Raw genomic sequence first — 24,345 nt, 5'->3', positions numbered from 1 at the left:
CGTGGCGGCTCAGAACGCCCGGTCCGGCGGGGCGTTGATGAATTCCATGCCCTGGTGCGCGCGCTGGACGACGCCGCGCGGGTCCAGGTAGACCCAGTAGAACATGTCGCTGCGGTCCACGTCGCGCCAGCGGTACGTCATGATTGGGCCGTTCCAGCTCGACACGCCGTCGACGCGGGCGGGCGGGCCGAACTCACGTTCGATGTCGTCGCGGGTCCACTGGCCCGGCACGATGCGGTTGAACTCGGCCGCGTGAAGGACCTGGCGCGAACGCACGACACGTCCGGTGCCGTCCAGGTCGACCATCCAGGCATAGCGGCCCAGGGGCTGCAGTGAATACTGCAGGCGCTCGCCGCCCGGGATGGGCACGACGCGGGTCGGCTGGCCGAGTCGGCCGATGACGTCCTGGCGGCTCTCGCCGGGCTGCACGTTCCAGGCGTTGAAAGGATTGGTGGCGCACGCGGCCAGCAGCGCCGCCAGCGAAAGGGTCAGGAACAGGCGGCGCATGGTGTCGCTCTCCTCAGACGCGATCGGTCTCGCGGCGGGCCTTGAGCATCTTGGTCTTGATGCGGTTGCGCTTGAGGGGCGACAGGTATTCCACGAACACCTTGCCCATCAGGTGGTCCATCTCGTGCTGGATGCAGACGGCCAGCAGGCCCTCGGCCTCGATGGTGCGCGGGTCGCCGTGCTCGTCGAGCGCCTTCACGCGGACCGCCGACGAGCGCTCGACACCGTCGTAGATGCCGGGCACGGACAGGCATCCCTCGTCGTTGATCTGCTTGTCCTCGCTGGCCCAGACGATCTCCGGGTTGATCAGCACCAGCGGGCGATTGCGCTCTTCCGAGACGTCGATGACGACCACGCGCTCGTGCACGTCGACCTGGCTGGCCGCCAGGCCGATGCCGTTGGCGTCGTACATGGTCTCGAGCATGTCGGCCACCAGCTGGCGGATGCGGGCGTCGATCGCCTCCACCGGCTTGGCGACGGTGTGAAGGCGCGGATCGGGATAGCAAAGAATGGGCAGAAGGGCCATAGGGAAGCGGGAAGGCTGTCGCTATTTTCGCAACTTTTGCGGAGGCGGGCCCGCGGGCGCGACCATAAACGTTGCCCGATCAAGGGCTTGACTCCAGAATCGACAGTGGTTTGTCAAGTTCCGTTACGAACGAGGAGGAGTGCTCATGATGGCGCAACGCGAGGCCGTGTCCGGCCGTCCACCGTTTGCAATGTGCGCCGCGGCCGTACTGGCCGCCGCCGTGCTGACGGCGCTGCCCGCGACGGCCCAGCCGGTCACGCCGGCCCAGCGCTCCACCGCCGACCAGGTCGCCCAGAGCGGCGTGCCGCTGAGCGAAATCGCACCCAACGCTCCCGACACCTACACGGTCAAGCTGGGAGACACCCTCTGGGCCATCTCGCGCATGTACCTCCTGAGCCCGTGGCGCTGGCCCGAGCTGTGGGGCATGAACATGCACGAGGTGAACAACCCCCACCGCATCTACCCCGGCCAGGTGCTCGTGCTGGAGAAGACCGGCGATCGCGCACGGCTGCGCGTGCAGCAGGCCCAGGGCGACGTGCCGACGGAAACCATCCGCGTGTCGCCGCGCGTGCGCATCCAGTCGCTCGCCGACACTTCGCTGCCGACACTGCAGCCGCACCTGATCGAGCCCTTCCTGGCCGAGCCGGTGATCCTCGAGGGCGGCGTGCTCGAGCGCGCCCCGCGCATCGTCGCGGCGCCGGACAACCGGGTGCTGATCACCCGCGGCGACCGCATCTACGCCCGCGGCAGCGAGAGCGCGCTGGCCGCACGGGCCACGGGCCCGAGCGAGGAGTTCCGCGTGTTCCGCAGCGCCACCCCGCTGCGCCATCCGATCACCAAGGCCGTCCTCGGCTATGAAGCCCAGTACCTCGGCAAGGCCGTGCTGGTGCGCGGCGAGGGTACCGAGAGCGTTCTCACCTCGGGCGGCGAAGGCCGTGTGACCGCGGTGCCCGCCACGCTGGACGTCGTGTCCGCGCGCAGCGAGATGCGAGTGGGCGACCGTCTGCTGCCGGAACCGGGCCGCCAACTCGTGAGCTACACGCCGCGCGCGCCGCAAGGCCCGGTCGAAGGCGCGATGGTGGTCTCGATGTACGGCGACGCCGTGGCGCTGGCCGGGCAGAACCAGGTGGTGGTGATCAACAAGGGGACGGCGGACGGACTGCAGGCCGGCCACATCCTCGCCATCGAAAAGGCCGGCACGAGCCTGGTCGACCGCTCGCAACCGGGCGAGCGCACCCAGATCAAGCTGCCCAACGAGCGCAACGGGCTGATGATGGTGTTCCGCCCGTTCGAGCGCCTCTCCTACGCGCTGATCCTCGAGACCAACGAGGGCGTGAAGGTCGGCGACCGCGTGATCAGCCCGCGCTGATCCTCGCGCCATGGAGCGCGAAGAACTGGCGGCGTGGCTGCGCCTGGCGATGGCGCCGGGCGTGGGCCGCGGCACCGCGCGCCGGCTGCTCGCCGCATTCGGCCTGCCGCAGCAGATCTTCGATCAGGGTCCCGAGGCGCTCGCCACCGTCGCCGGCGCTGCCCAGGTGCAGGCCTTGCGCTCCGAACCGGAAGGCTGGGCGCAGCTGGTCGGGGTCACCTGGGCCTGGCTCCAGCAAGACGGCGCGCACGGTTCGCGCCGGGTGCTCACGTTGGCGGACCCGGGCTATCCGCAGCAGCTGCTGCAGACCGAGGATCCGCCGCTGATGCTCTACGTGCACGGCATGTCGCTGGCCGAGTGGCCCAAAGGCATTTCCATCGTCGGCAGCCGCAACCCGACGCCTCAGGGCGCAAACAACGCGCAGCAGTTCGGGCGCAGCTTCGCGCAGGCCGGCTGGACAGTGGTGTCGGGCATGGCGCTCGGCATCGACGCCGCCGCGCATCAAGGAGCGCTCGAAGGCGGCAGGCCGGGGCAGGTGGCGACCATCGCCGTCGTGGGCACCGGCCTGGACCGTGTCTATCCCAGCCAGCACCGCGAACTGGCCCACCGCATCGCCGCGCAGGGCCTGCTCGTCTCGGAGTACCCGCTGGGCATGCCGCCGCTGGCCGAGAACTTCCCTCGGCGCAATCGCATCATCGCTGCGCTCGGGCAGGGCACGCTCGTGGTCGAGGCAGCGCTTCGATCCGGCTCGCTGATCACGGCACGCATGGCCGCGGAGCAGGGCCGCGAAGTGTTCGCCGTGCCGGGCTCGATCCACTCGCCGCAGGCACGCGGCTGCCATGAGCTGCTGCGCCAAGGCGCGAAGCTCGTGGAGACCGCGCAGCACGTGCTGGAAGAACTCTCCTCGGCCGCGCCCGCGCGGGTCGCTACAGCAGCACCGGCACCAGCGACGGGACCTGCAGCCGAGTCGTTCCTGCTGCAAGCCCTGGGACACGATCCCGTGGGGCTGGATGCGCTCGTCGCTCGCACCGGAACATCCGCAGCGGACCTTCAGGCGCAGTTGCTGGAACTCGAACTCGAGGGCCACGTCGCGCGCCTGCCCGGTGGCCTGTTCCAGCGCCTGGAGCGGGGCTGAGCGCCCTTGGGGCGTCGATGCGCCAGCGCAACACAGCGCTGAAGATCGGCTCCAAACGCGCGCGCGTTCTGGGCTATATTGGCCTGCATGTTTGAAGTGCTGGTGTTTGTCTACGAGAACTACTGGCGCGGGGATGCATGCCCCGAATTGCACCAACTGGGCCGCAAGCTCAGCGCCCACGGCTTCGAACCCGAAGAGATCCAGCAGGCCCTCACCTGGCTCGACGGCCTCAACTTCGCGGCCCAGAGCACCCAGCTTCCCGACCCGGCGCCCGCCGCTCCTTCGCAGCACAGCATGCGGGTGTACTCGGTGGCCGAACAGGATCACCTCGGCGCCCAGTGCCTGGGCTTCGTCAGCTTCCTCGATTCGGCCGGCGTGATGCCGCCTGCCATGCGCGAGATCGTGCTCGATCGCGCGATGGCCGCACCCGGCGGCCCCGTCTCCCTGGACGACCTCAAGATCATCGTGCTGATGGTCTACTGGAGCATGGGCCGCGAGCCCGACGCGCTGGTGCTCGACGAGCTGTGCGACGACACGGCGGACCGCCTGCCCCACTAGCCCGATCACACAAAGAACAAGGCCCGCAACGCGGGCCTTGTTTTCTTCTGGAGCGTAGCGGTCTACGCCAGCAGCCTCTCCGGATTCGCATCCAGCTTCGCCAGGGCATCGCGCGTAGCGCGCACCGTGAGCGCCTCTTCTTCCGCCGGCAGCAGCAGCCCCGCTTGCAGGTAGGAGGCCAGCCGCCGCAGCTGCACCAGGAAGCTGCGCCCTTCGACTGAAGCGAGCAGGTGCAGCTGACCGCGCTGGCTGCGCCAAACGTACTGCACCTGGTGCACCTTGCCGTTGTGATCCAGCGTGAACCAGTTGCCCTGCTGCAGTTCGGCGGCCCAGGCCAGCATCGCGTCGCTGGGCTTGGAGCCGCCGTCGGTCACCACCTCGATCATCGAGGCGTCGATGCCCAGCATCATCTCCAGCGCTTCCTGGTCGAGCTCGAGTTCGACCGAAGGATCGTCGGCGATGAAGTCCTCGAGGTTCTCCAGCCGCTTGCCGATCGCGTCGATCTGCTGCTGCGGAATGGTCTCGGTCTTGGACATGAAGGCGTCGGCCAGCGTGTCGCCGATGACCTTGATGTGCTTCTCCTGCTCGGCGCCCTGCACGCCCAGCAGGTTCATGCCCTTTCGCAGGCGCTGCAGCAGCGCCGGCAGTTCCTGGATCACCTTGGAGCGCTCGGCGCGGTTCGGCTTGGCGCTGGCCGACCACACCAGGTCGGCGGCCGACTTCTTCAGCATCACTGTTTCCTGGTGCTGCGGTCCGTGCTTGACGGCCGCGACCGCCAGCACCTCGGCCCAAACCTTGAACAGGAACTCGCGGATCTCCTCGCGCACCGGGATGTCGCTGAGCATCTTGCGCAGCTCGATGGTGTACTGGATCGCCATCGCCTCCTTCTGCTCGACCTGCTGCGCGACGCCCACCAGCCGCTGGGTGTCGCCCTTCTCTGTGAGGTACTTGGAGAGGAACTTCTGGAACTCGTCGTACACGAGCTGGAAGACGCGGCGGCCGGTCTCCGGGTACTGCTCGATGACCTGCACGACACGCTTGATCTCGATCTCCAGCGCGCTGCCGTTGATCGTGGCGGCGTTGAAGCCCAGCACGCACGATCCCATGCGGTCGATCAGCTGGCGGGCAGGGTGCTGCAGGGTGCCGAAGAATTCGGGCTCGGCCAGCGCGACGCGCAGCACCGGCATCTGCAGCCGCGCGAACCAGACGCGCACGGCGGCCGGGATGCGCTCCTCGGAAAGGATGCTCTGGAACATCAGGGCCACGATCTCGATCGTCGCCTTCTCGCTGCTGGTGGTCGCCTTTTTCTTGAGCTCGCCGGTTCGCTGCCGCAGGTCGACCGCGGCCCGCTCGACCGCGGCGTCGTCATAGACCACGACTTCACCGACCGTCTCCCCGCCCACCTGCGTCTGGACTTGGGTCTGCACCAGCGTGGCCTGGCGGCTGATCGCCTCCACCAGTGCCGGCGAAGGTTCCGCCGCGGCCTTGTTGGGATCGAACCCCGCCTTCTCGGTGAGCAGCCGCTTGAGCTGGCCGATCACGCCCGTGGCGCGCATCCGGGCGCGCGCCAACGGCGTGGTCGAGGTCATCATCCTCGTCTCTTCCGAGACGCCGCCGCCCAGACCGCGGGTCTGGCCCCCGCCAAAGCTGGACGCGGGCGCACCGTGGCCACCACCGCCTCCGGGACCCCCGGCCCCGCCGCCCACCCACGGGCCGCCGGCGAATTGCGAGGTCGGACCTGTGCCTCCCGGACCGCCGCCGGATGGGCCACCACCGCCACCTCCCCAGGAGCCGCCACCTCCACCGCCTGGACCGCCGCCGCCTTGGCCAGCGGAGCCCGATCCGGCGCCGCCATAACTGCCGTCCGAGCCGCCGCCGCCGAAGCCACCGCCGGATTCGCCAGCGCCAGCGCCACCGTCACCGGCCCCACCACCCGCGGAGCCGCCATTGCCGGAGCCGCCGCCGACCCCACCGGCGCCAGAGCCACCGCCGGAACCCCCGCCACCGGAGCCGCCTCGGCCGCCCGATCCACCTCCGCCGGATCCACCGCCTCCGAAGCCGCCGCCCGATGCACCGCCGCCGGAACCGCCACCGGACCAACCGCCTCCGGAGCCGGAACCGCCCCCGAAGCCACCTCCGCCGGAACCACCTCCGCCGCCAGCACCGCCAGGGCCGCCAGCTCCTCCGCCGGGACCGCCACCGCCGAATCCACCCCCGGGGGGCCCGCCGAATCCGCCCCCACCTAGGTTGCCACCCGTCGCTCCCGGTCCGTAAGCGCCCGAACCGCCACCGCCCGGACCACCGCCGTAACCGCCCGGCCCGGAAGAACCCGTGCCGCTGAAACCGCTGGCGCCCGAGCCGGTGCCGCCGAACCCGCTTCCTGCAGCAGGGCCGCCGAATCCGCTGCCACCACCCCCGCCGGCGCCGTGCGCTCCCCCTTGGCCGGAGCCGCCGCCCTGGGCACCACCCGGACCACTTCCCCCGGCTCCAGCAGTGCCGGCGCTGCCCGCAGGCGGTGGCGTGCGACGCGGCGGCACGGCGGAGGTACCGCGCTTGACCCGGGTGCTCAGGTCGATGTCCGGCAGCACGCCCCGCTCGACCAGGAAGTGGTTGGTCGACTTGTACGCCGCCACCATCTTCTCGGTCATGTGCTTGGCGATGACGTCCTGCACCATTGCCCAGACGGGCCGCGGGAGCCCGTTCGCACCCCATTGGTCGACCATGAGTTGCGCCACGGCTTCGGCGCGCAGCACGTCCTGGGAGCCCAGCTCGGCGCCATCCAGGTGCTGCATGCGGGCCTTGAGATCGTTCAGCTCCCAGGTGGCCTTTTCCAGCACGGAGAGCGCGACCCGCGAGGACAGGATCTTGTTCTCAACCACCTCGTCGCCGATCAGCGAGAGGTTGGCGGCCTCAAAGCGCCCGCGTGGGTTGCCGGACGCGGCGGCCGGCTTGGCGGCCGCACGCCAGGCCTTGGCCGTGCCCTCCTGCCAGCCGCGGCGCTGGCGCTCGAAGTCGAGCATGGCGTCACGGCGTTCCTGGGAATCCCGGGTGCTGGTGGCGCCGTCCACCAGCTCCATCAGGCGGGCGCGGATGGCGTCGGACAGCGGTTGCAGCACGCCTTCCAGCTGCGCCACGAAATGCTCGCGCGCCTGCCGCGCGATGGCGGCCTGGGAGGGGGGCTGCAACGGTTCGCTCACAGCCCGGCCGTCAGACCACCGCCCCCGCGTTGGGGTCGTTGGGGTCTTCCTTGCGAGGGCCGGACTTGACCAGGTCCTCGCGCTTGACGCCCAGCCACATGGCGATCGCGGCCGCCACGAACACCGACGAATAGATGCCGAAGCAGATGCCGATGGTCAGCGCCAGCGCGAAATAGAACAGCGTGGGTCCGCCGAACAGCAGCATCGACAGCACCATGATCTGGGTGGAGCCGTGGGTGATGATGGTGCGGCTGATCGTCGAGGTGATCGCGTTGTCGATGATCTGCAGCGTGTTCATCTTGCGGTAGCGGCGGAAGTTCTCGCGGATCCGGTCGAAGATCACCACCGATTCGTTGACCGAGTAGCCCAGCACCGCCAGCACCGCGGCCAGCACCGCGAGCGAGAACTCCCACTGGAAGAACGCGAAGAAGCCCAGGATGATGATGACGTCGTGCAGGTTGGCGACGATGGCCGCCACCGCGAACTTCCACTCGAAGCGGAAGGCCAGGTAGATCATGATGCCGATCACCACCATGGCCAGCGCCTTCAGGCCGTCGGTGGCCAGCTCCTCGCCGACCTGCGGACCGACGAACTCGGTGCGGCGCAGCGAGACGGAAGCGTCGCCCTGCTTCAGCGCCGCCAGGACCTTGTCACTTTGTTGTGCCGAACTCACACCCTTCTGGGCGGGCAGCCGGATCATCACGTCGCGGGCGGTGCCGAAGTTCTGCACCTGGACGTCGGCGTAGCCCTGGTTGGCGACGGTCTTGCGGACGCCTTCGACGTCCGCCGCCTGCGCGTAGCTGACGTGCATCACCGTGCCGCCGGTGAACTCCACCGACAGGTGCAGTCCCCTCGTGACGAGGAAGAACACGGCCGCGGCGAACGTGAGGAAGGAGATCACGTTGAACACCAGCGCGTTCTCCATGAACGGGATGTCGCGGCGGATCTTGAAGAATTCCATTTTCTACCCTGCCCTCACTCCGGCTTGGTTATAGCCTGCTCCGCTGCCGGACGCCAGACGGTGCCGATGGACACCGACTTGAGCTTCTTCTTGCGGCCATACCAAAGATTTACAAGTCCGCGCGAGAAGAACACGGCCGAGAACATCGACGTCAGGATGCCGATGCAGTGCACCACCGCGAAGCCGCGCACCGGCCCGGAGCCGAAGGCGAGCAGCGCAACGCCCGCGATCAGCGTGGTGACGTTGGAGTCCAGGATGGTCGCCCAGGCCCGGTCGTAGCCGGCGTGGATGGCCGCCTGCGGCGCCGCCCCGTTGCGCAGCTCCTCCCGCACGCGTTCGTTGATCAGGACGTTCGAGTCGATGGCCATGCCCAGCGCCAGCGCCATGGCCGCCATGCCCGGCAGCGTCAGCGTGGCCTGCAGCATCGACAGGATCGCCACCAGCAGCAGCAGGTTGACCGCGAGCGCCAGCCCGGAGATCAGCCCGAACAGCATGTAGTACACGGCCATGAAGGCCACGATGGCCGCGAAGCCCCAGGCCACGCTGTGGAAGCCCTTGGCGATGTTCTCGGCGCCCAGGCTCGGCCCGATGGTCAGCTCCTCGATGATCTCCATCGGGGCCGCCAGCGAGCCGGCACGCAGCAGCAGCGCAAGGTCGTTGGCCTCGTTCACCGTCATCGAGCCGGAGATCTGGAAGCGCGTGCCCAGCTCGCCCTGGATGACCGGCGCGGTCAGCACCTCGCCCTTGCCCTTCTCGAACAGCAGGATGGCCATGCGCTTCTTCAGGTTCTCGCGGCTGACGTCGCGCATGATGCGGCCGCCCTTGGCGTCGACCGTGAGGTCCACCTTGGGCTGCTGCGTCTGCGAGTCGAAGCCGGGCTGCGCATCCGTGAGGCTGTCGCCGGTCAGGATCACCTGCTTCTTCACGATCACGGCGCGGCCATCGCGCTCCAGGTAGCGCTCGGAGCCGAACGGCACGGGCCCGGTGCCCAGTTCGGCGCCGCGCGCCTCGGCGCTCTCGTCCACCAGCCGCATCTCCAGTGTCGCCGTGCGGCCCAGGATGCTCTTGGCGCGGCCGGTGTCCTGCACGCCCGGCAGCTGCACCACGATGCGGTCCACGCCCTGCTGCTGGATCACCGGCTCGGCCACGCCGAGCTCGTTGATGCGGTTGTGGAGGGTGACGATGTTCTGCCGCAGCGCCTGCTCCTGCACCCGGCGGGCGGCCTCGGGGCGCAGCGAAGCGACCAGCTTGTACTCGGTGCCCTCGGTCTGCTCGCTGGTCTGCAGGTCGCCGAACTGGTCCTGGATCACACGCTGCGCGGCCGCGACGCTCTGCGAATCGCGCAGGCGGATCTCCACCAGCTGCCCGTTGCGGCTGATGCCGCCGTGCCGCACGTTGGCTTCGCGCAGCTGGGTGCGCAGGTCGCCGGCGAGCGACTCGGCGCGCTTGGTCAGCGCCGCCTGCATGTCCACCTGCAGCATGAAGTGCACGCCGCCGCGCAGGTCCAGGCCCAGGTACATCGGCGCCGCGCCCACCGCGGTGAGCCAGCGCGGCGTGTTGGACAGCAGGTTCAGCGCGACGACGTAGGGCGCATCGTCGGGGTTGGGCGCGAGAGCCCTCTGGATGGCGTCGCGGGCGCGCAGCTGCGTGTCGGTGCTGTCCAGGCGCACCTTGACCGAGTTGGTGTCGAGCGTGATCGCCTCGGGCTTGATGCCGGCGGCGGACAGCACCTGCTCCACGCGGGCCTGCGTCGTGGCGTCGATCTTGACGGTCGACTTGGCCGAGGAGACCTGCACCGCCGGCGCCTCGCCGAAGAAGTTGGGCAGGGTGTAGAGCACCCCCACCACCATCGCGACCACGAGGATCGCGTATTTCCAGATCGGATAACGATTCATGAGGGGAGCCCGGAAACCTCCAGGACAAGGCCGCCGCAGCAGCCTTGTTTCGACTTACTTGATGGTGCCCTTGGGCAGGACCTGCACGACGGCGCTGCGCTGCACCTGGATCTCGACGCCGTTGGCGATCTCGACGCCGATGTACGTATCGCCCAGGCGCGTGACCTTGCCCAGCACGCCGCCGGCGGTGGCGACCTCGTCGCCCTTGGCCAGCGCCTCGATCATGGCGCGGTGCTCCTTCTGGCGCTTCATCTGCGGCCGGATCATCACGAAGTACAGGACCACGAACATCAGCACCAGCGGCAGCATGCTCATGAGGGACGACTGCATGTCGCCGCCGCCGGCAGCGGCCGGTGCGGTCTGGGCGAAGGCGGAGGAAATGAACACGGTGGCTCCAGCGCGTAGGACGGTTGCTTTGTAGTTCACGCGCCGACGCGCAGCCCCGGGGGCTGCGGCCGGGCGCGCAAGCGCTGGATTGTAAGACGCGCCCGCTGAGGGACCGTTCCCGCGGGCTGTGCAAAAAGTGGAACTGCGCCGAGCGGCCGGCTCAGGCGGCCCGGCGCGCGTCGCCCAACCCGCCCCAGCGCTGCATCAGCGCCTCCCATCGCGGGCGGGCGGCCGCGAGGTTGCGCTCCTTCACGTGGCCGAAACCCTTGATCTGCTCGGGAATGGCCGCGATCTCCACGGCCAGCGAGTGGTTGCCCGCGTCGAGCCCGGCCAGCACCTGCTCGATGCTGGCACGGAATTCGCCGATCAGGGCGCGCTCGGTGCGACGCTCGTGCGTGCGCCCGAAGGGATCGAGCGCCGTGCCGCGCAGCCCCCGCAGCTTCGCCAGCACCTTGAAGCCCAGGCCCATGGCCGGCCCGTACTTGCGCTTGACCAGCTCACCCTTCTCATTTCGCTTGGCCAGCAGCGGCGGCGCCAGGTGGTAGTTCACCTTGTAGTTGCCCTCGAACATCGACGCGATGCGCTCCTGGAAGCCGGTTTCGGCATGCAGCCGCGCCACCTCGTACTCGTCCTTGTACGCCATCAGCTTGAACAGGTAGCGGGCCACCGTCTCGGCCAGCGTGGCCCTGCCCAGCGGCGCCTCGGCCGCGCGCACCTTCTCGACGAAGGCGGCGTACTCGCGCGCATAGGCGGCGTTCTGGTAGGCGGTGAGGAACTCGACCCGCCGCGCCACGATGCTCGCCAGCGTCTCGCGCTTCTTCAGCTCGATCACCTGGGCCGGCGTGAGCAGCTGCTCGAAGCGCGCCGGATCGTGCGCGGCGCAGCGGCCCCATTCGAAGGCGGTCTTGTTGCTCTCGACCGCGACGGCGTTGAGTTCGATGGCGCGCAGCAGCGATTCGCGGCCCAGCGGGATCCAGCCCTTCTGCCAGGCATAGCCGAGCAGCATCGGGTTCGTGTAGATGCTGTCGCCCATCAAGCGCGTCGAGGCCGCGTCGGCGTTGAACGCGCCCATGCCGTGCACGCCGACGGCCTTGGCGATCTCGGCCGTGCAGGCCTCGGCCGGATTCGCCCAGCCGGCGTTCTTCACGAAGGCGGCGGTGGGCGTGCTGTGCGAGTTGAGCGCCACGTGCGTGCGGCCCTCGCGCATGCGCAGCACCGTCTCCTTGCCGGCGGTGACGATCGGGTCGCAGCCGATCACCAGGTCGGCGGCGGCCATGCCCACCCGGGTGGTGTGGATCTCGTCGGGGCTCTGGCCGATCAGCACATGGCTCCAGGTCGCGCCGCCCTTCTGCGCCAGGCCCGCCGCGTCCTGCGTGACGATGCCCTTGCCCTCGATGTGCGCCGCCATGCCCAGCAGCTGGCCGATGGTGATCACGCCGGTGCCGCCGACGCCGGCGACCACGATGCCGTAGGCGCCTTGCAATTGCGCCGCATCGGGTTCCGGCAATTCGCCCCACTCCGCGGGCGTGGCCGCGGCCTTGGCCTTCGCCTTGCCTTTGAGCTTGCCGCCCTCGACCGTGACGAAGCTCGGGCAGAAGCCCTTGAGGCAGCTCGTGTCCTTGTTGCAGGTGCTCTGGTTGATCGTGCGCTTGCGGCCGAATTCGGTCTCCAGCGGCTCGACGGACAGGCAGTTGCTCTTCACGCCGCAATCGCCGCAGCCTTCGCACACCAGGTCGTTGATGACGACGCGCAAGGCGGGGTCGACCATCGATCCGCGCTTGCGGCGTCGCCGCTTCTCGGTGGCGCAGGTCTGGTCGTAGATGATCGCCGTGGTGCCTGCGATCTCGCGGAACTCGCGCTGGATGCGATCCAGTTCGTCGCGGTGCTCCACGCCGACGCCCGGCGGCAACTTCGCCACCGTGTACTTCTCGGGTTCGTCGGTGACGATCACCAGCTTCGTCACGCCTTCGGCGACCAGGCTCTGCGCGATCTGCAGCACCGAATGGCCTTCGGGCCGCTCGCCGACCTGCTGGCCGCCCGTCATCGCGACCGCGTCGTTGTAGAGAACCTTGTAGGTGATGTTCACGCCGGACGCGATCGATTGCCGGATCGCCAGCAGCCCGCTGTGGAAATAGGTGCCGTCGCCCAAGTTGGCGAACACGTGCTTCTCGCCCGTGAACGGCGCCTGGCCCACCCACGGCACGCCCTCGCCGCCCATCTGGGTGAAGCCGACGGTGGCGCGGTCCATCCACGTCGCCATGAAGTGGCAGCCGATGCCGGCCATCGCGCGCGAGCCTTCCGGCACCACGGTGGAGGTGTTGTGCGGGCAGCCCGAGCAGAACCAGGGCTGGCGGTCGGCCTTGACCTCCAGCACCTGCATCGAGCGCTCCTTGGCTTCCAGGATCGCCAGCTGCGCGTCGATGCGCGCCTGCGTGTCGGCGTCGAGCCCCAGCCTGCGCAGCCGCTTGGCGATGGCGCGCGCGATCAGCGCGGGCGACAGGTCGGCATTGGCGCGCAGCAGCGTGCGTGCAGTGGGGTTGGGCGTCGACCACTCGCCGCCACCGCCTTCGACCTCGTCGAACTTGCCGACCACGTTCGGCCGCACGTCGGGGCGCCAGTCGTACAGCTCCTCTTTCAGCTGGTACTCGATGACCTGGCGCTTTTCTTCCACGACCAGGATCTCGCGCAGGCCGGTGGCGAATTCGCGCGTGATCTGCGCCTCCAGCGGCCACACCACGGCCACCTTGTGCAGCCGGATGCCCAGGCGGCGGCAGGTCTCGTCGTCCAGGCCCAGGTCGGCGAGCGCCTGGCGCGTGTCGTTGTAGGCCTTGCCGCTGGCGATGATGCCGAAGCGGTCGTTCGGGCCTTCGATCACGTTGTAGTTCAGGCGGTTGGCGCGCACGTACGCCAGCGCCGCGTACCACTTGTAGTCGAACAGGCGCGCTTCCTGCTCCAGCGCGTGGTCCGGCCAGCGGATGTGCACGCCGCCGGGCGGCATGGCGAAGTCCTGCGGCATCAGCACCTGCACCCGCTCGGGATCGATCATGGCAGTGGCGCTGGATTCGACGATCTCCTGGATCGTCTTCATGCCGGTCCACACGCCGGCGTAGCGGCTCATGGCGAAGGCGTGCACGCCCAGGTCCAGGATCTCCTGCACCGTCGTCGGGAAGAACACCGGCAGGCCGCAGGCCTTGAAGATGTGGTCGCTCTGGTGGGCCGCCGTGGAGCTCTTGGCCACGTGGTCGTCGCCCGCGACGGCGATGACGCCGCCCCAGGGCGTGGTGCCGGCCATGTTGGCGTGCTTGAAGACGTCGGAGCAGCGGTCCACGCCCGGACCCTTGCCGTACCAGATGCCGAAGACGCCGTCGAACTTCTGCTGCTCCTTCGGCGCGAAACCGAGCTGCTGCGTGCCCCAGATCGCGGTCGCCGCCAGTTCCTCGTTGACGCCCGGCTGGAAGACGACGTTCTGCGCCTGCAGGTACTTCTTGGCCTTCCAGAGCGCCTGGTCGTAGCCGCCCAGCGGCGAGCCTCGGTAGCCGCTGATGAAGCCGGCGGTGTTCTTGCCGGCCATGGCGTCGCGCTGGCGCTGCAGCATCGGCAGCTTGACCAGGGCCTGGACGCCGCTCATGAAGGCGCGCCCGTAGTCGAGCGAGTACTTGTCGTCCAGCGTGACGGTCTCGAGCGCCTTGCGGATGTGTTCGGGCAGGGGGGCGTTCACTTGCGCATGTCTCCGGGGAATAGCCGCAAAGTGTATGCAAGCAGCCCCGATATGTCTTTGCTTTTGATGCCCGGATAGGGCTAGGATGAGAAAGGAATGTTCTCGGATGGTCCGAATATGGAAAGACTCGACAAGTTCGACCTTCGCATCCTGCATGAGCTGCAGGCCGACGCCCGGCTGACCAACGCCGAACTGGCCCAGCGGGTCGGCCTCTCGGCCGCGCCCTGCTGGCGGCGAGTTCGCGCGCTGGAGGAGGCTGGCTACATCAGGGGCTACCACGCCGAGATCGACCGTCACAAGATCGGCCTGGGCGTTCTGGCCTTCGTGCGCCTGGACGCGGACAAGAACACCGGCGAGCGCACGCGTGAGATGGAGGAGGCGATCCGCCGCATCCCCGAGATCGTGGCCTGCCACTACATCAGCGGCGCGGGCACGTTCGAGTTGCAGGTGGTGTCGCGCGACCTCGATGCCTTCTCGCAGTTCGCCCGCAAGGTGCTGATCAACCTGCCGAACGTGAAGGACATCCACACCAGCTTCTCGCTGGGCGAGGTCAAGGCGAGCAGCAGCTGGCCGCTGGGGCACCTGGGCGCCGAGCCGGCGGCTTGATCCCGCGCGCGGCTTACTTGGGCGCTTCGGTGCCCGCGGCGCAGCGCACGATGGGCGCCAGCGGGTAATGCAGCAACGCGCCGCGGCCATCGGCGCCAAGGCCGAACTCGGCGCGCAGGCCCTCGCTGCTCCACACCGTGTGCTCCGGCGTGAAGCCACCCGCATCGCGGCCCAGCCGCTGCGCGCCACCCGGCAATCCCTCGATCACCACGTAGTCGCCCTGCGACAAGAGGCGGAAGCTGCTGCCGTCGCTGCAGGTGTACTGCTTGCCCGGGCGCGGGTCCGGCGTGGGCCTTTCGGGTGGTGCGGGCTCTGCAACCGCTGGGGGCGGAGCAGGAACTGCAGGTACTGCGCTGGCCGGTGGCGCGGGCGGGACCGGGAGCGGCTGCGGAACAGCGGCGCAGCCCGCGACAAAGGCCGCCGCCCCCACCAGGAACCCCGCGCGCCGATCCCTCACTTGGGCCACAGCACCCACATCCGCAAGGGCTGCTTGAGCCTTCCCGCCAGCTCGCCGGCTTCGGCGCCCCAGCCGGCGAAGTAGTCCGCCCGCAGGGCGCCCACGATGGCGCTGCCGGTGTCCTGCGCGAGCACCAGCCGCTGCAGCTTCAGCAGCGGGCCGTTCGACGCCAGCCAGACCGGCGTGCCGTACGGAATGCTCTCCTTGTCCACCGCGATCGAGCGGCCCGGCGTGAGCGCGACGCCCTGCGCGCCGCGCGGGCCGAATGCCGCATCGAGATCCCCCAGGGGCTCCTCGCGGAAGAACACGGTGCGCGGATTGCTCCACAGCATCTCCTGCAGCCGGTGCGGGTTGTCGCGCACCCAGGCCTTGATGCCGGGCCAGGACGCGTCGCGCACCGCGCCCTGCTGCAGCAGCCAGCCGCCGACGCTGCGGTAGGGATGCTCGTTGCTGCCGGCGTAGGCGAGGCGCACCAGCCGCTGGGAGCCGTCGCGCTCGGTCACGCGCACGCGGCCCGAGCCCTGGATCTGCAGCACCAGCGCGTCCAGCGGGTCGGCCAGGAAGGCGATCTCGCGCCCGCGCAGCTGCGCCTTGGCCTCGGGCAGCGTGTCGATCTCCTGCCGGCTGTACCAGGGCTTGCGGCTGGCCAGGCTTGCGGGCGGTCGGTACAGCGGCACCGTGTGGCGCGCGCTCGGTTCACGCGACGCTTCCAGCAGCGGCTCGTAGTACGCGGTGAGCAGGCCTTCGGCCGGACCTTGCAGCGGCTCGACCCGGTAAGGCTGCAGATGCCGCCGCATCCACTCACGCTGCTCGGCGGGGCCGGCGATGGAAAGCTGCCGCACCTGCGGGCAAAGCGATGCAAAGGCCGGCAGCGGCCGCTCGCAGCTGCGCAGCCACGCGTTCCAGGCCTCGTGCAGCGCGTCGTCGTCGAAGCCCGGCAGCTCGCTCCACGCGACGGGATGCCAGCGGCTCTTGCCTTGCAGCAGCGGCGCACCGGCGACGGGCGCCTCCATGGGCGGCGCAGGCACCGGGGGCAACGTGATCACTGCGGCCGGCGTGGGTGCGGTCGGGGAGGGCGTGTGCGGCACGGGTTCATCCAGCGGCACCGAGCCACAGCCGGCCAGCGTTCCTACAATCGCCGCGACTTTCGCGAACCTGCTCCACGACAAACTTGACATGCTGCTGATTCTGCTGGAAGCCCTGCTCGCGCTGGTGGTGCTGGTGCTCATCGTGTGGTGGACCATGTTCTCCGGCCGGCCTCGCGGCGAGCCGCCGGCGCAAGACGACGAACAGCCGCCCAAGACCTAGCGCGCGTCCGCCACGTCGCGCAGCACGTTGGCCAGCTCGACGGCGGACTTCACTTCCATCTTGTCGAACACGCGCGCGCGGTGGACCTCCACCGTGCGCACGCTGATGGCCAGCTGGTCGGCGATCAGCTTGTTCGGCAGGCCCCGCGCGACCAGCTGCATCACGTCGCGCTCGCGGTCGGTGAGTTCGGCCACGCGCGCCGCCAGCCGGTCGCGGGCGCGCTTTTCGGCCAGCACGCGCGCGGATTGCTGCAGCGCCTGCTCGACGCGGTCCACCAGCGCGTTGTCCGAGAAGGGCTTCTCGCAAAAGTCGAACGCGCCGCGCTTGACCATGCCCACGGCGGTCGGCACGTCAGCATGTCCGGTCAGGAAGATCACGGGCACGGCCTGCACGAGTCCGCGCTCGGCGATGCGTTCGAACAATGCCAGCCCGCTCATGCCCGGCATGCGCACGTCCAGCAGCAGGCAGCAGGGGTTCGAGGGCGAGAAGCCCGACGCCAGCATGGCTTCGAATGCCTCCGCGGTGGCGAAGCGCTCGCTGGCCAGGTGGCGCGACCGCAGCAACCAGGCGAGCGCCTCGCGCACGCTTTCGTCGTCGTCGACGATGAAGACGGTGGCGTCCGGCGCGGGTTGCATCAGGCGGTGGTGGCGGCCAGCGGGGCGGCTTGCGGCGCGGGCACCGCGGCGGCGTCAGTGGGCAAGGTGAACCGGAAGATCGTACCGCGCGGCCGGTTGGGCTCGAACGCCAGGAAGCCGCCGTGCTGCTCGACCACCGTGCGGCACAGCGACAGGCCCAGCCCCATGCCTTCGGCCTTGGTGGTGAAGAAGGGCGTGAAGAGCTGCTCGCGCACCTCGGGTGCGATGCCGGGCCCCTGGTCGGCCACCGAAAACTCCAGCCAGCCCTTGCCTGCCTCCTCGCCGGCGCGCCGCACCTGCAGCACCAGCGAACGATGGGCCACGCGCGCCTCGTCCATGGCCTGCATCGCATTGCGCGCGAGGTTGAGCAGCACCTGTTCGACCATGGTGCGGTCGCAGACCACCGGCGGCAGCGACGGCGCGACGCGCGTCTCCACCTGCACGCGCAGCTTGCGCGCCTGCAGGCTGACCAGCGGCATCACCGCGTCGAGCAGTTCTTCGGGCCGCACCGGTTCGCGCGCCTTGTCGCGGCGCCGCACGAAGTCGTGCACGCTCTTGATCACGCGGCCGGCGCGCTCGGCCTGCTGGGCGATGCGCTGAATCGCCAGCCGCAGGTCGGCCGGCTCGGCGTCCGGCAGGCCCGCGCGCGCCTGCAGCAGGTTGAGCGAGCCCGTGGCATAGCTGGAGATGGCGGCGAGCGGCTGATTGAGTTCGTGGCTGAGCAGCGAGGCCATCTCGCCGACCGTGGCCAGCCGCGCGGTGGCCTGCAGGCGCTCATGGCTCGCGCGCGAGAGCTCCTCGATCCGGCGCTGCTCGCTGATGTCGAGGAACGCGCTCATCCAGCCGGTCTGCACGCCCTGGGCGTTGATCAGAGGCGCCTCGATGATCAGCACCGGGAAGCGCGAGCCGTCCTTGCGCATGAACACGGACTCGAAGCCTTCGCGCGGCGGCGCATGCCGGCCCGCGAGGCGGATCTCCTGCCGCTTCTGGTACTCGCCCACGAATTCCGGCGGCCAGTAAGGGGCGGGCGTCGAGTGCCCGAGCAACTCCTCGGCCGAGAAGCCGACCATCGCGCAGAAAGCCGGGTTGACGTAGGTAATGCGCCCGGCGAGGTCGCGGGCGCGCAGGCCGGTCACGAGCGAGTCCTCCATCGCCTTGCGGAAGGCCAGCGCCTCGGCCAGGTCCTGCTCCACCTGCTGGCGCCGCCGCATGTCCTTGCCCAGCAGGAACAGCACGATCAGCAGCGCGATCGACATCGCGGTGACCAGCGCCGTGAGCACGTTGGGGAACAGGTCCGGCGCGCCGCTCCAGCTGTCCATGCGCAGCACCAGCGTGTTGCCCGGCAGGTCCAGCAGCTGCTGCGCCGTGAACACGCGCCGGCCGCGGCCGGAGCCGCCGTGCAGCGCGAGCCGCGTACCGTCGGCCTCGGTGAACGAGATCTCCTGCCCGCGCGCCAGGTCCGGCGCCACCAGCGCCAGCACCTCGCTCAGCGCGTAGGTGGCGACCACGTAGCCGCTGGGCACGCCGCCGCTGGCCTGCGGCAGGCACAGCTCCATGACTTCCATGCCGATGCCGTCGACCTGCGGCACGAAGTAGCTGGCGGAATAGCCGGGGCCGCTCAGGCGCCGCGCAGCGCCGCAGGCCAGCTGCACGTCGGGCTGCGCATTGGCGCGACCGAGCCGGCCGAACACGGGCTGGCGGAAAGGGGTGTCGACGGCGGCCAGCACCCTCATCCGCGGGTCGCGCCATTCGATCCGCACCAGTTCACGGTGGTCGTGCAGCAGTCGCAGCGCGTCGTTGGCCCAGCCCACCTGCGAGCCGGCGGGCGACCCGGCATGCATCGATTGCAGCGCCTGCAGCGACTGCACGTTGCGGGTGAGCGCGGTGCGGATCTCGGCCACCGCCTCGGCCGTGTCGCGCTCGATCCGTGTCTGCAGCTGGGTGGCCTCGTAGCGCCCCGCCAGCCAGACCAGCGTCACGAGCAATGTGGCCACGAGCGCGATCAGCCAGACCCACAGCGACCAGCGGTGGCCCGGCGCTCGCAGCGCCGTCGCCGCGCGGGTCCCGGCGGCGGACAGCCGCGGGCTCATAGCACGCGGTGCTCCAGCGCGGGCAACTGCCGGCGCCAGCCGGTAAGGCGTTCAGCGTCGAGATCGGCCACGACAAGGCCTTCGCCATCCTCTTGGCGGCAGGCGATCACCTGGCCCCAGGGATCGACGGCGAGCGTGTGGCCCCAGGTACGGCGGCCGTTCTCGTGGGTGCCGCCCTGCGCGGGCGCGAGCACGTAGGCGAGGTTCTCGATGGCGCGGGCGCGCAGCAGCGCCTCCCAGTGCGCCTGGCCCGTGACATGGGTGAAGGCGCTCGGCACCAGCAACACGTCGGCCTGCAGGCGCCGGTACAGCTCGGGAAAGCGCAGGTCGTAGCAGACCGACATGCCGATGCGCCAGTCGCGCCCGTCGCGGGCCCGCAGCGTGAAGGCCACGGGCTCGCTGCCCGGCTCGATGCTGCGCGGTTCGTCGCGGCGCTCCCCGCCGTCGTCGAACCAGAAGAGGTGGATCTTGTCGTAGCGCGCCACGCACTCGCCCTGGGGCGAGAAGGCGAAGCTGGTGTTGCGCACGCGAACGTCGTCGGAGGCCCGCAGCGGCAGCGTTCCGCCCACGAGCCAGATCCGGTGCTCGCGCGCGGCCGCGGCGAGAAATGACTGGATCGGACCACGGCCGGGCTCCTCGCGCGCCGCCAGCTTGTCGCTGTCCTGCCGCCCCATCAGGCAGAAGAACTCGGGCAGCACCACGAGCTCGCAACCCTGCGCGGCCGCCTGCGCGATCAGGCTGGCGGCGGCGGCCAGGTTGTCCCCTACCCGCGGGGTGGACACCATCTGCAAGGCTGCGGCCTTCATCGTTGCGCCTCCTGCTCCTGGGGCGGCCCCCCGGCGGCCGACTGCCGCGCCAGCTTGGTGACGCGCGGATCGGCCCAGGTGCCTTCGATCTGGAACTGCTGCGTGGCGGCGCGCGCCAGCGGCTCGCGCAGGAACACCTGGGCGAGGAAGGTGCCCAGCCCGATGGCCGGGTTGATCACGGCGGCTACCAGCGAGGCGGTGCCGGCGTTGATCTCCGGTACGACCACGACCCGCAGGTCCTGCGTCTCGCGCGCGATGTCGGCCTTGCCTTCCATCAGCACCGCCGCGTTGACGCCTTTCATCTGCAGGTTGTTGGTCGCGGCCACGCCGTTTTGGATGGTGATGTCGCCACGCACGAAGTCGAACGCGAAGCCCTGGCTGAACACGTCGCGGAAGTCCAGCGCCAGGCGGCGCGGCAGCGACTGCAGGCTCAGCACGCCGAGCAGCTTGGCCAGGCCCGGGTCGGCCTTGAGGAACTGACCGGCCTGCACGTCGACGTGGAAAAAGCCCTGCATCGACGGATAGTCGAAGGCCAGCGGCGAGCCGAGCCAGGCCACTTGGCCCTCCATGCGGCCCTGGCCGCGCCGCACGACGTCCTTCATGCCCACGCGAGTGAGCAGCTGGCCCGCGTCGCCGATGTCGAGGCGGAAGTTCATCACCGTGCGACGGCGCTCGGGCGGCGTGCGCGGTGGCCGCGGCCCGCCCGGCGGAGCAGCCTGTGCGTCCACCGCCGCCCAGTTGCCGGTGGCGCTGAACGTGCCCTCGGGCGTGATGAGCGCCAGCTTGTTCAGGCGCCATTCGCGGATCCCGCCTTCGCGCACGACGGCTGCGCCGCCGCGGTTGACCGCGTCGATCTCCAGGCGCCCGAGCTTGCGGCCGCGCAGTTCGAAATCCTCCACCACCACGTCCAGCGCCGGCATGCTGGCGGGCTGTTCGTCCAGCAGGGTCTCCACCGCATTGGCCGTCGAAGCGGCGATGGACAGGCGAGCGAGCCGCGCGTGGACCCGGCCCGCGCCGCTGCCGGCGGGCTGGCGGTATTCGACGTAGCCGTTCAGCTCGTCGGCGTCGACGTTGCCGCGCCAGAGCAGGCCGTCGCGCGAGCCGCCCACCACCAGGTTGTGCAGGGTGCGGCCTTCGACGGTGAGTTCCTTGGCGCGCAGGGCGATCGTGGTGGGCAGGTAGCCGAGGGCCGCTGCCGCACTGGCCGGCCTTGCGGGCGCGGCGGCGGCAGGTGCGGACGCGGGTGCGGCGGCAGTCGCCGGCGCGCCGCCCTCGAACACCTGCTCCCATGCATCGACATTGGTGGAGCCCAGGCGCACGTTGGCCGTGACCCCCTGGTCGGGCAGCGAGGCCGACTCGCCCTGCGCCAGCCCGATGGCGATGGACCCGCGCAGCACCTTCGGCTCGGCGCCCGACACATCGCGGACGTAGGTGACGGAGGCCACGCGCCCGATGTCGACCGAGAGCTGGTCGTGCATCGGGCCGCTGGCGTCGGCGGCGAGCAGCACGTTCTCGTAGCGCAGCGGCATGGCCGCCTCGGCCGGCTTGGACAGCGGCGCGGGCAGACTTAGCGCCAGCCCCTGCAGGCTGCTCGTGACCTGCACCTCGGGCGTGCCGCGCCGGAACGAGAGCACGGCCGAATAGCTGGAAGCGCCGGTCGCATGTTTGGCCAGGCGCGAGACGAAACCGAGTTCGCGGGCCTGCCGCAATCCTTCCGCGGTCGCGGTGCCCTGGGCGCGCAGCACCACCGAAGGCTCAGCCCCGCCGGGGCGGCTGCCGCCTTCGATGCGCATGTCGCCGCCGAGTGCGCGCGCCTGCGTGCCCACCAGCTGGAAGCCGCGCTCGCTGAACAGCACCGAGCCGCGGGCGCGCTGCAGCGGCGGGCTGTCCGGCGTGATCTGCACGTCGTTGCCGGCCAGCGTCACCGTGCCCTGCACGCGGCTGCGCTGGATCTGCTCGATCGGCAGTTCGAGACCCAGCTTCACCTCGGTGTTGCCGTTGGCAGTGGAGCGGGCCAGCGTGTCGTTCATCAACGCCGAGATCGGGGAACGCTGCACCACACCCAGCGCTTCGGCGAGCGGCCCGCGGATCTCGCCATCGAGGCCGACGACCGCTTGCGACAGGTCCGGGATCTGTGCTGAAGCCTTCACCCGCAGGTTGGGCGCGCCGGTCAGTCGTCCTTGCGCGTCCTCGATCCGCAGGCTGGTGCGGTCGAACACCAGCCTGGCGGACAGCTGCGACAGCGCCGGCCATTGCAGCGGGCCGCGCGTCACGGACCGGGGCGCGAACGCGTACGTGGCGTTCCTCACCTGCGCGGTGACGAGGAAATCGCCCTGGCGTTGCGGGAAGGGGAAGTCCTTGAGGTCGCCGCGCACGCGGAAACGCGCGTCGGCGACGTCGCCTTGCTGCACGGCCTCGCGCACGTAGTCGCGCGCGTCCTGCGGCACGCCCAGCGGCAGGTAGCGCCACACCCGCGCGCCCTTGGCCCGCAAGAGGCTTGCCTGCAGGTCGAGCACGCCCGGATAGCGATGGGCCGGCTGGTCGCCGGTGCGCCAGCTGGCCTGGCCTTCGCCCTGCGCGTCGGCGTTGGCGAACCGCAGGTTGGCCACGTTCACGGTGATGCGCTCGCCGGCCAGCTGCCATTGGAGGTCGCCGGAGAGGCGGTCGAACGCCAGCACCGGCTCCTGGAACACGCCGGGCAGTTCCAGCTCACCGGCGTTGAGCGACAGGCGCGCCTTGCCGCCGGCTTCGTTCAGGTCGAAGTCGAGCGATGCGTTGCGCACGCCCGGCAGCGCGCCGGTCGCATGGCCGTCCTCGACCGAAGCCGGCACCGCGGCAATCTGCAGGCCGGTGACGCGGCCACGGGCCTGGTACCGGGCGGGGGAGGGCAGCGGCCCCTGCCATTTCGCGATCAGGTTCTCGACGATCCCACGGGGCGCGTGCCGCGCCAGGGCCGCATGCGTCGCCTCGCCCAGAGGGAGCGCGCTTGCGACCTGGCCGAGCGCCCCCAGGTCCACCCGGTCGGCGCGCAGTTCGCCCGCGCCCTCGCGGCGTCCGTCGGGCTCGGTGAAGGTGAAGAACACGTTGCCGGCCGGCCAGCGCTGGCCCTCGGCCGTCGTGAACTGCAGCTCGCGCGCCTCGACTTCGAGCCCGCCCGGCAGCAGGCGTCCGCCGAGCCGGCCCGAGACGGTCGCGAGCGCGAGCGGTGCGAGGCCGTTGCGCAGCGTGGTGGAGACGCCCGCCGCGGCGAGATCGGCCACTGCGCCGGTGACTTTTCCATCCGCCACGTCCACCCAGGCGCGCACGGCGCCGTGCCCGCCGTGCACTTCGAAGCCGAGCCGGGTGTGCTTGCGCAGCTCGCCCAGGTCGACGCGGTGGAAATCCGCATGCAACTGGCCGTCCCAGTCCTGCCAGCGGCCCGGGTGCGCGGACAGGAACGGCTGGCGGAAAGCGGCCTGCACCGTGAAGCGGTCCCCCCACGCAGGAGGCGGCGTGGCGTCGAGACGTATCGCGTGGCGCCGCGACGTGTTGCGCACGACGAAGTCGACCTGCTCCAGCTGCAAGGGCGGTGCGGCCAGCATCTCGTCGGTCCAGCGCACGGTGCCGCCGCGGATCACGAATTCGCGCTGGCGGAAGAACCAGTCGGCCATGCGGCCGTCGTCCTCCTGCCCCTGCGCCAGCTCCAGCCCCGCGACGACCAGGCGCCCCTGCGCCGAACGACGCACGTCCAGCACCGGACTGTCGATGTAAAGCTGGTCGAAACCCAGGTGCAACAGCGAGCGCGGAGAGAGCGACGCCACGACGCGCGGCAGGCTCAATGCTTCCCGGCCCTGCGGGTCCAGCAGCACCACCGATTCGAGCTGGAACGAGGGCACCAGGCCTTCGCTGCGCGCGCTGATCGCGCCGATCCGCACCGGCACGCCGAGCAGCTGCGTGGCCCGGGTTTCCAGCACGGGGCGAAAGTCACCGATTCGCGGCACAATCCAGCCGTGCACCGCTCCCCAGGCGAGCGCCAACAGCAGCCAGGCGGCGGCCAACAGCCACAGGAGCCCGTTCGCGACAGCGGCGTAAAGCTTCAGCGGGCCCGAGGGGAGCGGGGGCGAGTCGTTCATGAAAACTACGAGGTGGCAGGAATTATGAGCCCCGGTGCTGCAGGGGCGGCCGCGGTTCGGAGCCTCACGGAAGGCGAC

The 24,345-nt window shown here is 70.1% G+C and carries 17 protein-coding genes; 4 read left to right on the top strand and 13 right to left on the bottom strand.

Annotated features, from left to right (window positions below):
• Positions 1–9: 9 nt before the first annotated feature.
• Both EZ313_RS09685 and def read right to left on the bottom strand, forming a co-directional pair.
• Positions 10–507, bottom strand: coding sequence for a hypothetical protein (locus EZ313_RS09685; RefSeq protein ID WP_135262956.1), 498 nt, complete (start codon positions 505–507; stop codon positions 10–12).
• Positions 508–520: 13 nt separating this feature from the next.
• On the bottom strand, positions 521–1,033 hold the full coding sequence (gene def, locus EZ313_RS09680) for a peptide deformylase (RefSeq protein ID WP_135262955.1): 513 nt from the start codon (positions 1,031–1,033) through the stop codon (positions 521–523).
• A gap of 145 nt (positions 1,034–1,178) precedes the next feature.
• Between def and EZ313_RS09675 the strand changes: the two genes are divergently transcribed.
• From EZ313_RS09675 to EZ313_RS09665, 3 genes are all read left to right on the top strand, one after another.
• Positions 1,179–2,402, top strand: a complete 1,224-nt coding sequence (locus tag EZ313_RS09675; protein ID WP_135262954.1) for a LysM peptidoglycan-binding domain-containing protein — start codon at positions 1,179–1,181, stop codon at positions 2,400–2,402.
• 10 nt (positions 2,403–2,412) lie between these two features.
• Positions 2,413–3,537 (top strand): DNA-processing protein DprA, encoded by a 1,125-nt coding sequence (dprA, locus tag EZ313_RS09670; protein ID WP_135262953.1) that lies wholly within the window; start codon positions 2,413–2,415, stop codon positions 3,535–3,537.
• 87 nt (positions 3,538–3,624) lie between these two features.
• Complete coding sequence (locus EZ313_RS09665) at positions 3,625–4,095, top strand: Smg family protein (RefSeq protein ID WP_135262952.1); 471 nt, start codon at positions 3,625–3,627, stop codon at positions 4,093–4,095.
• A gap of 62 nt (positions 4,096–4,157) precedes the next feature.
• On the opposite strand, the gene EZ313_RS09660 is transcribed toward EZ313_RS09665, so the two are convergent.
• The 5 genes from EZ313_RS09660 to EZ313_RS09640 all read right to left on the bottom strand — a co-directional run bounded on the left by EZ313_RS09660 (position 4,158) and on the right by EZ313_RS09640 (position 14,253).
• Positions 4,158–7,280 carry a DUF1631 family protein gene (locus tag EZ313_RS09660; RefSeq protein WP_240788579.1) on the bottom strand — a complete coding sequence of 1,041 codons (3,123 nt, stop codon included), beginning with the start codon at positions 7,278–7,280 and terminating at the stop codon, positions 4,158–4,160.
• A 22-nt stretch (positions 7,281–7,302) separates the two neighbouring features.
• Complete coding sequence (secF, locus tag EZ313_RS09655; protein ID WP_135262951.1) at positions 7,303–8,253, bottom strand: protein translocase subunit SecF; 951 nt, start codon at positions 8,251–8,253, stop codon at positions 7,303–7,305.
• A 14-nt stretch (positions 8,254–8,267) separates the two neighbouring features.
• Positions 8,268–10,148, bottom strand: a complete 1,881-nt coding sequence (gene secD, locus EZ313_RS09650; protein WP_135262950.1) for a protein translocase subunit SecD — start codon at positions 10,146–10,148, stop codon at positions 8,268–8,270.
• 54 nt (positions 10,149–10,202) lie between these two features.
• On the bottom strand, positions 10,203–10,535 hold the full coding sequence (yajC, locus tag EZ313_RS09645) for a preprotein translocase subunit YajC (RefSeq protein ID WP_135262949.1): 333 nt from the start codon (positions 10,533–10,535) through the stop codon (positions 10,203–10,205).
• Between the two features lie 160 nt (positions 10,536–10,695).
• A complete protein-coding gene (locus tag EZ313_RS09640; protein ID WP_135262948.1) occupies positions 10,696–14,253 on the bottom strand; it encodes an indolepyruvate ferredoxin oxidoreductase family protein in 3,558 nt (1,185 codons plus the stop codon).
• A gap of 117 nt (positions 14,254–14,370) precedes the next feature.
• Here EZ313_RS09640 and EZ313_RS09635 point away from each other — a divergent pair, with 117 nt between their 5' ends.
• Positions 14,371–14,859 (top strand): Lrp/AsnC family transcriptional regulator, encoded by a 489-nt coding sequence (locus EZ313_RS09635; protein WP_135262947.1) that lies wholly within the window; start codon positions 14,371–14,373, stop codon positions 14,857–14,859.
• A 13-nt stretch (positions 14,860–14,872) separates the two neighbouring features.
• On the opposite strand, the gene EZ313_RS09630 is transcribed toward EZ313_RS09635, so the two are convergent.
• The 6 genes from EZ313_RS09630 to EZ313_RS09605 form a co-directional block, all read right to left on the bottom strand.
• Complete coding sequence (locus tag EZ313_RS09630) at positions 14,873–15,088, bottom strand: hypothetical protein (RefSeq protein ID WP_135262946.1); 216 nt, start codon at positions 15,086–15,088, stop codon at positions 14,873–14,875.
• A 224-nt stretch (positions 15,089–15,312) separates the two neighbouring features.
• Positions 15,313–16,560, bottom strand: coding sequence for a murein transglycosylase A (gene mltA, locus EZ313_RS09625; RefSeq protein WP_135262945.1), 1,248 nt, complete (start codon positions 16,558–16,560; stop codon positions 15,313–15,315).
• 60 nt (positions 16,561–16,620) lie between these two features.
• Positions 16,621–17,259 (bottom strand): response regulator transcription factor, encoded by a 639-nt coding sequence (locus EZ313_RS09620; protein ID WP_135262944.1) that lies wholly within the window; start codon positions 17,257–17,259, stop codon positions 16,621–16,623.
• Complete coding sequence (locus EZ313_RS09615; RefSeq protein ID WP_135262943.1) at positions 17,259–19,349, bottom strand: two-component system sensor histidine kinase NtrB; 2,091 nt, start codon at positions 19,347–19,349, stop codon at positions 17,259–17,261. Before EZ313_RS09615 ends, EZ313_RS09620 begins: the two co-directional genes overlap by 1 nt.
• Positions 19,346–20,155: a carbon-nitrogen hydrolase family protein gene (locus EZ313_RS09610; RefSeq protein WP_135262942.1), complete on the bottom strand. Its 810-nt coding sequence runs from the start codon at positions 20,153–20,155 to the stop codon at positions 19,346–19,348. The genes EZ313_RS09615 and EZ313_RS09610 overlap by 4 nt, the downstream gene beginning before the upstream one ends.
• Complete coding sequence (locus EZ313_RS09605) at positions 20,152–24,267, bottom strand: YhdP family protein (RefSeq protein ID WP_135262941.1); 4,116 nt, start codon at positions 24,265–24,267, stop codon at positions 20,152–20,154. The genes EZ313_RS09610 and EZ313_RS09605 overlap by 4 nt, the downstream gene beginning before the upstream one ends.
• Positions 24,268–24,345: the final 78 nt, after the last annotated feature.

This window comes from Ramlibacter henchirensis (assembly GCF_004682015.1).
In the GTDB taxonomy this organism is placed as follows: domain Bacteria; phylum Pseudomonadota; class Gammaproteobacteria; order Burkholderiales; family Burkholderiaceae_C; genus Ramlibacter; species Ramlibacter henchirensis.
Note: the sequence above shows the minus strand (reverse complement) of the source record. Positions and strands in the feature narration are given on the sequence as shown.

Coding starts and splice junctions, on each gene's coding strand:
- EZ313_RS09685 (WP_135262956.1), bottom strand. CDS start 507: ATGCGCCGCCTGTTCCTGACCCTTTCGCTGGCGGCGCTGCTGGCCGCG.
- def (WP_135262955.1), bottom strand. CDS start 1,033: ATGGCCCTTCTGCCCATTCTTTGCTATCCCGATCCGCGCCTTCACACC.
- EZ313_RS09675 (WP_135262954.1), top strand. CDS start 1,179: ATGATGGCGCAACGCGAGGCCGTGTCCGGCCGTCCACCGTTTGCAATG.
- dprA (WP_135262953.1), top strand. CDS start 2,413: ATGGAGCGCGAAGAACTGGCGGCGTGGCTGCGCCTGGCGATGGCGCCG.
- EZ313_RS09665 (WP_135262952.1), top strand. CDS start 3,625: ATGTTTGAAGTGCTGGTGTTTGTCTACGAGAACTACTGGCGCGGGGAT.
- secF (WP_135262951.1), bottom strand. CDS start 8,253: ATGGAATTCTTCAAGATCCGCCGCGACATCCCGTTCATGGAGAACGCG.
- secD (WP_135262950.1), bottom strand. CDS start 10,148: ATGAATCGTTATCCGATCTGGAAATACGCGATCCTCGTGGTCGCGATG.
- EZ313_RS09635 (WP_135262947.1), top strand. CDS start 14,371: ATGGAAAGACTCGACAAGTTCGACCTTCGCATCCTGCATGAGCTGCAG.
- mltA (WP_135262945.1), bottom strand. CDS start 16,560: ATGGTCCACCACACGATGAGCACCAGCACCACCAGCGCGAGCAGGGCT.
- EZ313_RS09620 (WP_135262944.1), bottom strand. CDS start 17,259: ATGCAACCCGCGCCGGACGCCACCGTCTTCATCGTCGACGACGACGAA.
- EZ313_RS09615 (WP_135262943.1), bottom strand. CDS start 19,349: ATGAGCCCGCGGCTGTCCGCCGCCGGGACCCGCGCGGCGACGGCGCTG.
- EZ313_RS09610 (WP_135262942.1), bottom strand. CDS start 20,155: ATGAAGGCCGCAGCCTTGCAGATGGTGTCCACCCCGCGGGTAGGGGAC.
- EZ313_RS09605 (WP_135262941.1), bottom strand. CDS start 24,267: ATGAACGACTCGCCCCCGCTCCCCTCGGGCCCGCTGAAGCTTTACGCC.